This is a genomic window from Streptomyces sp. NPDC060198, from assembly GCF_042728415.1.
In the GTDB taxonomy this organism is placed as follows: domain Bacteria; phylum Actinomycetota; class Actinomycetes; order Streptomycetales; family Streptomycetaceae; genus Streptomyces.
Map to the genome: position 1 here is coordinate 1 of NZ_JBHWZJ010000393.1, position 6,213 is coordinate 6,213.

Annotated in this window: 7 protein-coding genes; 1 reads left to right on the forward strand and 6 read right to left on the reverse strand. The window is 75.0% G+C overall.

Translation table 11 applies throughout. The features are described from left to right. Positions 1-16: 16 nt before the first annotated feature. The 6 genes from ACFWEP_RS30030 to ACFWEP_RS30055 form a co-directional block, all read right to left on the reverse strand. Complete coding sequence (locus tag ACFWEP_RS30030) at positions 17-706, reverse strand: copper homeostasis protein CutC (protein WP_387374730.1); 690 nt, start codon at positions 704-706, stop codon at positions 17-19. A gap of 167 nt (positions 707-873) precedes the next feature. Further along, complete coding sequence (locus ACFWEP_RS30035) at positions 874-1,761, reverse strand: biotin-dependent carboxyltransferase family protein (RefSeq protein WP_387374732.1); 888 nt, start codon at positions 1,759-1,761, stop codon at positions 874-876. Further along, positions 1,758-2,495 (reverse strand): allophanate hydrolase subunit 1, encoded by a 738-nt coding sequence (locus ACFWEP_RS30040; protein WP_387374733.1) that lies wholly within the window; start codon positions 2,493-2,495, stop codon positions 1,758-1,760. The genes ACFWEP_RS30035 and ACFWEP_RS30040 overlap by 4 nt, the downstream gene beginning before the upstream one ends. Beyond that, entirely contained in the window at positions 2,492-3,241 is a 750-nt protein-coding gene (locus tag ACFWEP_RS30045; RefSeq protein WP_387374741.1) for a LamB/YcsF family protein, read from the reverse strand. Before ACFWEP_RS30045 ends, ACFWEP_RS30040 begins: the two co-directional genes overlap by 4 nt. A 90-nt stretch (positions 3,242-3,331) precedes the next feature. Then, on the reverse strand, positions 3,332-4,597 hold the full coding sequence (locus ACFWEP_RS30050) for a S8 family peptidase (RefSeq protein ID WP_387374735.1): 1,266 nt from the start codon (positions 4,595-4,597) through the stop codon (positions 3,332-3,334). Between the two features lie 228 nt (positions 4,598-4,825). After that, positions 4,826-5,560 (reverse strand): CbrC family protein, encoded by a 735-nt coding sequence (locus tag ACFWEP_RS30055; RefSeq protein ID WP_387374737.1) that lies wholly within the window; start codon positions 5,558-5,560, stop codon positions 4,826-4,828. Here ACFWEP_RS30055 and ACFWEP_RS30060 point away from each other — a divergent pair. Next, positions 5,509-6,171, forward strand: coding sequence for a hypothetical protein (locus ACFWEP_RS30060; protein ID WP_387374739.1), 663 nt, complete (start codon positions 5,509-5,511; stop codon positions 6,169-6,171). The genes ACFWEP_RS30055 and ACFWEP_RS30060 overlap by 52 nt on opposite strands. Positions 6,172-6,213: the final 42 nt, after the last annotated feature.

Sequence of the window (6,213 nt, forward strand, 5' to 3'; positions counted from 1 at the left end):
CCGCCGGCCCGGGTGCCTACGCGTCGATCGCCTCGCGCCAGGCGCGCACCGCCGCCTCGTCCACCGGCCCGGTCCAGCCGTGCGGGCGTGCGGCGCCACCGATGTGGAAGGCGTCGAGTCCGGCCGCCCGCAGGCTCGGCAGGTGGTCGAGGCGGAGGCCGCCACCGACGAGGATCTGCGGCTCGTAACCCGGTTCGTTCGAGCGGGCAGCCTCGTCGAGCAGGGTCGGTACGCCGTCGTCGACCCCGGTCGCCGCACCCGCCGTCAGGTACGTGTCGAGTCCGGGCAGGTCCGCGAGCTGCTTGCGCAGCGAACCCCGGTCGGTGGCCCGGTCGATCGCGCGGTGGAACGTCCACGGGCAGCCGCCCAGCTCGGCGACGAGCCGTTCGACGGCGACCAGGTCGGCGTGACCGTCCCGGTCCAGGAACCCGAACACGAACTGGTCGGCGCCCGCTTCCCGCAGCTCGCCGAGCCGCCCGAGGAGGCGGTCGATGTCACCGGTGGCGAACCCGTCCTCCTGCCGGAGCATCACGCGCAGCGGGATGTCGACGGCAGCCCGGATGGCGGCGAAGGTCTCCCGGGTCGGGGTGAGCCCGTCTGCTGCCATGTCGGTGACGAGTTCGAGCCGGTCGGCTCCACCGGCCTGGGCCGCGACCGCGTCCTGGGCGTCGAGCGCGATCACCTCCAGGACTGCGCGGTTGCTCATGTGTCCCCACTTCTCGGGATGACGCCCTTCGGACCGGATCGGGCCGGTCCCGGATCGGCGTCAAGAGGTCTAGGCCAATATCCAAGCCTACGGTCGTTCGCGCGCCCGCGCAGCCCTCCGGGGGCCTTGCGGGTGACCGGGCCGCAACCGGATCGTGCCTGGTCACCTCATACGCGTACGAACCGGATCGGGGTCCCCGGGACCGCCTGGGCCGCCGCCGCGAGGGCGTGGGCCCAGACGACCGCGACGACCGGGTAGCCGCCGGTCGTCGGGTGGTCGTGCAGGAACACCACCGGCCGGCCGTCCGGCGGGACCTGGACCGCGCCGAGCACCATGCCCTCGCTGGGGAGTTCGCCGCCGGAGGCCCCACCGACGCCGGCGACCCGTTCGAGCGCGGGGCCCTCGGTGCGCAGCCCGATGCGGTTGCTCGCGGAGGAGACCCGGTACGCGGCCGTCGTCAGGGTGCGCAGGGCGCCTTCGGTGAACCAGTCGTGCCGGGGCCCCGGACGGACCGGCAGCACGAGACCACCGGGCGCGGCGGGTGCCGCCGCCCAGGGCGCGGCGGCCGGGAGCGCCGGGCCGGCGGCAGGCGGTTCGCCGAGCGGGAGGGTGTCCCCGTCGCGCAGCGGGGGCGGGCCGAGCCCGGAGAGCAGGTCGGCCGAACGGCTGCCGAGGACCGCGTCCGGCTCCAGGCCGCCCGCGAACGCCAGGTAGCCGCGGAGACCGCTGAGCGCGGGGCCCGCCTCCAGCACCGCACCCGCCGGAACCCGGACGGGGGCGCCCCAGGCGGCCGGGCGGCCGTCGACCGTGACCCGGCAGACGGCGCCGCCGACCACCACGGTCACGGGCCGGTCGGGGCGGACGGCGCAGCCGGTGGCAGTGGTCTCCAGCACGGCGGCGGCGGGGTCGTTGCCCACCAGCCGGTTGGCGAGCCGGTGCGCGGGCGCGTCGAGCGCCCCGGCCCTGGGGACGCCGAGGTACGCCCAGCCGGTGCGCCCGGCGTCCTGGACGGTGGTCAGCGCCCCGGCCCGTACCACCCGCAGCAGCCCGCTCACGCCCGCTCCTCCACGCTCGTGGGGTCGCTCGTGGGGTCGCTCGTGGGCTCCACCGGCACGAACCGCACCCGCGCCCCCGGCACCAGCAGCGCGGCCGGGTCGCGGGCGGGGTCCCAGAGCCGGGCCGGGTCCGGCATCCGGCCGATGAGCTGCCATCCGCCGGGCGAGGCGCGCGGGTAGACCCCGGTGTACGGACCGGCCAGCGCGAGCGCCCCTGCCGGGACCCGGGTGCGCGGGGTCGCTCGCCGGGGTACGTGCAGGTGCTCGGGGAGTCCGGTGAGGTAGCCGAAGCCGGGGGCGAACCCGCAGAACGCGACGCGGAACGCCGTACCGGAGTGGACGGCGGCCACCTCCCCGGGCGGTACGCCCCAGCGCGCGGCGACCTCGGCCAGGTCCGGGCCGTCGTAGACGACGGGGATCTCCACGGCGGGGCCGTCCGCGCGGTGCAGTGGCTCCACGGTCCAGCCGGTGAGCTCCTGCGCGAAACGGTCGAGGCGGGCGCGGCCGGCGGTACCGGAGCGCCGTCCGGCGGGCTCGCCGATCCCGTCGAGCAGGACCGTGCGCGCGCCGGGGACGATCTCGCGCACCGGCGGCAGTTCGCCCCGGTCGCGGCGGCGCAGCACCTCGGCGTGGAACGCCTCGGCGGCCTCCCCGGAGCCGAGTTCGACCAGCAGCGCGTCCCGCCCGACCGGCAGCACCCGCGGGGCGCCGCCCCCGGGAGCGGTGCCGCTCACGCGAACGCCCGGACGCCGACGCCCGCCTCCTCCAGCGCGGCCCGCACCCGCCGGGCGAGCGCCGCCGCGCCGGGGGTGTCACCGTGCAGGCAGAGGGAGCGGGCGGCGACGGGGACGGTGCTGCCGTCGGCGGCGACGACGGTACGGTCCACCGTCATGCGGACCGCGCGGCGTACCACCTCGTCCGGGTCCTCCACGACCGCGCCCGGCTCGCCCCGCGGCACCAGGGTGCCTTCGGGGGTGTACGCGCGGTCGGCGAACGCCTCCTCCACGGCGGGCAGTCCGGCCTCGCGGGCGTGGGCGAGCAGCCGGGAGCCGGGCAGCCCGAGGACCGGGAGGTCTCCGCCGGCCAGCAGCACTCCCCGGACCACGGCTTCTGCCTGGGCGTCGTCGTGGACCGCGCGGTTGTAGAGCGCGCCGTGCGGTTTGACGTACGCGACGCGGGAGCCGGCCGCCTCGGCGAAGACCCGCAACGCGCCGATCTGGTAAGCGATCTCGGCGGTCAGTTCGGCCGCCGGGACGTCCATCGAGCGGCGTCCGAAGCCCGCCAGGTCCCGGTAGGACACCTGCGCGCCGATCGTCACGCCCCGGGTCGCCGCGCCCTCGCAGACGCGACGCATCACCGCCGGGTCGCCCGCGTGGAAGCCACAGGCCACGTTGGCGCTGGTCACGCAGGAGAGCAACGCGTCGTCGTCGGTGAGCGTCCAACGGCCGAAGCCTTCGCCGAGATCGGCGTTGAGGTCCATGGTCACGGGATCACGCTAGCGCGCCGCCGCCCCGGCACCGAGGGGTCTCGGGGCCGGGGCGGACCGGTCGGGCAGGGCGAACGGGCCGGACTACAGGCCGTCGGTGAAGAGGAGGTGGTTGGGGGTGCCCTGGCTGACACCCGTCAGCACGTCCCTGGTGGACACCTCGTCGATCCAGGCGGCGACTTCGGCGGAGCCGGCATCCGGGTGGGCCTGCTTGTAGAGGGCGGCGAGGCCGGTGACGTGGGGGGCCGCCATGGAGGTGCCGCTCCGGGACACCGAGCCGCCGCCGATCCGGGCCGAGACGATGTCCTGACCGGGGGCGTAGAGGGTGACGCAGTCGCCCCAGTTGGAGAAGGAGGTCTGCGCGTCCGTTCGGTCGGAGGCTGCGACGGTCAGAGCCCCGTCGGCGGAGGCGGGCGAGACGTCGCAGGCGTTCCTGGCGTCGTTGCCCGCCGCGATGACGGGGAGGATCCCCGCGGTGGACAGCGCGGTCGTGGCGCGGTTGACCGCCTGGGACTTGCCACCTCCGAGTGAGCCGTTGAGGACGGCGGGCTGCACGGCGTTCTTGGCGACCCAGTCCAGGCCGGCGATCAGCCCGGAGCTGGAGCCCGCCCCGCCGCAGTCCAGGACGCGGACGCTGACCAGGCTCGCCTCGCGGGCGACGCCGTACGTGCTGCCCGCGACGGTGCCCGCGACGTGCGTGCCGTGGCCGTGGCAGTCCGCGCCGAGACGTCCGTCGCCCACGGCGTCGAAGCCGAAGGAGGCACGGGTCCCGCCGGCCCCGCCGAACTCGGTGTGCTGGTAGTCGATGCCCGAGTCGAGGATGTAGGCGGTCACCCCGGCACCGTCGCCGCCGGCGGTGAAGTCGCCGTCGAGCGGCGGATTCCGCTGGTCGATGCGGTCCAGGCCCCAGGTGGAGGCCGGTGCGAGGCGGGCCGGGACAGCGGCGGCGGCCCTCGATGTGTTCGCGGCACGGGAGGCGGGGACGGGGGCGTACGCCGGGATCGATTCCGACGCGGGGACGGAGTTCTTCGCGTCCTCCTCCACCGAGGTCACGCCGGGGGTGGCGCGGAGGGTCGTCAGCTGGGCCGGGGTGAGGGGGACGGCGAAGCCGTTGAGCGCCTTGCTGTACGTGAAGGTCGGTGCCAGGCCCAGCTTCTGCGCGGTCTTGGCCGCGTCCACGAGCGGGTCGAGGGTGACGACGTACCGGCCGGGGATCGGGTCCCCCGCACGGATCAGCGGCGCGGGCTGCGGGTCCGGCGGCGTGGGCGCGGAAGCCGCACTGGTGGCGAGGGGGCCCGCGAGGGCCAGGGCGAATGCGGACGCGAGTACGAGCGCGTGGCGAGTGTGCACGCCCCGAGACGATCATGTGAGAAGTCCCCGGCCAACGACCCCTCACGGAGGTTCGCCGCGCACCGGAAGCACTTCCGCAATGCGCTCCTCCGTTCGGACCTGAGTCCAGGAGCCTCGCCGGCTCCGGGGCTCACCGCCACCCACACCGGCCGGTACCGGGCCGCGCAGGCGTGAAGCCCCGGAGGACGACCGACGACGGCCGTGGTCACGCCGCGGAATGAACGCCGGTCAGCCGATGTCCCACGATGCCAGGCCCGTGCCGCAGTGCAAGCAGCGGAACAGGTAGGCGGTCGGCTCACCGGTGCGGTCCAGCTCCCGCAAGAACTCCTCGGTGGCTGCCGGCGACCAGCCGTGACGCCGGCGATCTTCACGGAGCATGGCGAGGGCCTCTGGGTGGGCCTCGAGCTCGCGGTACCCGGCAGGGCCGAGAAAAGCCGCGCCGTCGCCACAGTGGTACAGCCATGCCTCCTGCTGCCAGCCCGCGAAGCCGGGAGTGCGTCGGGTGATCTCTTCGACGACCGACAGAGGCACGTCGTCGGGGACGTCCACCGCGTCGCTGAACATCGCGGCCATGCCGGAGTCCCCATCACCTCCGCCCGGGATGCTCAGGGCCCGTGACGCTGCCCCGGAGTGGATGCATGGAAGGCAGAGGGAGTCGGGTTGCCGACCGTAAACAGGTCCTCGGTAGCGGATCTGTCGATCCATGCCACAGACACCGCAGACATGGCCGGAGCGCACCGCGGACCCGGAGGCCAACGGATCGGGGTGGTATCGAAAGGTCGGCTCTGCCACGGGACCATCATCCTCACCAGGGATGAGCACCGGGAACCCGGTATCCGTCCGCCGCTCGGCGCGACGCGGCACCCGCTCACGCGAAAACCAGAGATTGAACGGCACGTAAGGTCCCTCGCATGTCCGACACCGCGCACACCCCCGACCTCCGCGTCCGCTGGCGGGAGGCACTCGTGGCCGCCCGGGGCGGCGAGGCGGGCCCCGATCCGCTCCCGTACGCCGAGAACCTGCTGGAACGGTGGGCCGAGCCGCAGCGGAAGTACCACACCACCGCCCATCTGACGGCGGTCCTGGACGGCATCGACGTCCTCGCGGCGCACGCCGGGGCGCCGGAGCTCGTCCGGCTGGCCGCCTGGTTCCACGACGCGGTCTACCGGCCCGACCGCTCCGAGAACGAGGAGCGGTCCGCCGCCCTCGCCGAACGGGCGCTGCCCGAGGCCGGGGTTCCGAAGGGGGCGACCGCCGAGGTGGCGAGGCTGGTCCGGCTCACCGTGACCCACGACCCGGCGGAGGGCGACCGCGACGGCGAGGTGCTGTGCGACGCCGACCTGGCGATCCTGGCGGCGGGCCCCGAGGAGTACGCGCGCTACGCCGCCCAGGTCCGCGAGGAGTACGGCTTCGTGCCGGACGGCCTCTTTCGCGAGGGCCGGTCCGGGGTGCTGCGGCAACTGCTGGCGCTGCCGGTGCTCTTCCGTACGCCGTACGGAGCGAGGGAGTGGGAGGTCAGGGCGCGGCAGAACCTGACGACGGAGCTGAAGCTGCTGGAGGCCACGCTGCCGTGAGGATCCCGGCGCATGACGGTGCCCCGTACGGAACGTCCGTAC